We start from the raw sequence: 1,467 nt of genomic DNA, 5'->3' as shown, positions 1-1,467 counted from the left end.
TGAAATTCGTGATGCGTTTCAAAGGAATGATAGAATCTATTTCGATGCGATTCCGTTGCCGAAAGTAAACTTGCGCAAAGAGTTGGACGAAGATAATTTTTGCGAGTTCCGATATGCTGCCGGCTTGGGTATGGATATCAGCAATGAGCAGATATTGGAGAACCTGCAAGTCTACGATGAGAACAACGATGTGAAGAGTGGCGGTGTGCTGTTCTTTGCCAAGCACCCCGAAAATATCTATTTTCACGCCGTCATAAGATGTGTGTTGTTCAAGGGGACGGATAAGGTCTATATTCTGGACGACAAAACTTTTGGCGGCCCATTGCTTCAACAGTATAATAAGGCTATCGAGTGGCTGATGGGCAAATTGCAGGTCTCCTACGAGATGGAAGGGACGGGACCACGCAAGGAGATTTGGGAGATTCCGTTGAGCGTGTTCAAGGAGTCAATCATCAATGCGTTGTCGCACCGCGACTATTACGAGCAGGGTGCAAGCATTATGATTGAGATGTACGATGACCGTGTTGAGATTACCAACCCCGGAGACTTGTTGCCGGTCGTGGCTAAAAATTTCGGTCGCAAGAGCCTTTCGCGCAATCCGTTGATATTTGGTTTGTTCACCCGAATGCATTTGGTTGAGCACGTAGGTTCCGGCATTCCCCGAATGAAAAAAGATATGCTCGATGCCGGATTGCCTGAGCCTATATTTGAGACGGAGGGAATGTTTACCGTGATTTTTAAGCGTCCAGCTGCAATACAAGCAATAAAGAATGAAGCAAAAGCATTTCAAATTACAACGATCCAGCGTGAAATACTGTCCGCTATCACAGCGCGCCCGACCATAACGATGGATGAACTTGGTGTGAAGCTGAATCTTGGTCGTTCTTCGATATATAAGAATATAAAACAGTTGAAAGAACAAGGCATCTTGGCCCGCGAAGGTCGTAAAAGCGACGGTAGGTGGATTGTACTAACGGACAGCATAAAATAGCGTTGAATATGAGCAACGATAACCCGATACTTAATAATCCTTATGAGGAGCCGCGATACCACTACAATGTGGATATCAACGGCAATCTCGATTATGCTTCAATCTTGGAAGGCCGCCGTCCGTATATGGGTAATATACAGATTACGCCCAATCGTGCCTCTCAGGCACTTTTCAATGCGGAGGATTTGGAGAATAGTGATCCGGACGCCAATTTCATTAATGGTCTGCGCAGAGAGATTAAGTCTTGGCGGGAGAAGGGTTACCCAACGGTAACGCGCATTACCCGTGAACTGCTCAACTTTTGGTTCAACAATCCGGAGCGTCAGAATTTTCAGAAACTGTTCTTCTGCCAAAGAGAGGCGGTAGAAACAGCGGTGTATCTGAATGAAGTGGCTGACCGGGACCCGAATATCGGTCGCAATCTTCTCCGTCAGTTGGACGAAAGACGGGAATCGGTGTCGAATTTTTGGGAGGAT

Annotated in this window: 1 protein-coding gene and 1 pseudogene; both read left to right on the top strand. The window is 46.5% G+C overall.

Going from position 1 to position 1,467, the window contains the following annotated elements; genetic code table 11:
• The coding region (locus G7Y39_RS13245) for an ATP-binding protein (protein ID WP_165157903.1) at positions 1–991 on the top strand (991 nt) is incomplete at its 5' end.
• Between the two features lie 8 nt (positions 992–999).
• A pseudogene (locus G7Y39_RS13240) lies at positions 1,000–1,467 on the top strand (hypothetical protein); the annotation flags it as partial.

The sequence above is a fragment of the Parabacteroides sp. ZJ-118 genome, assembly GCF_011038785.1.
Lineage (GTDB): Bacteria > Bacteroidota > Bacteroidia > Bacteroidales > Tannerellaceae > Parabacteroides.
The sequence above is the reverse complement of the archived record's forward strand: the minus strand, read 5'-3'. Positions and strand labels throughout refer to the sequence as shown.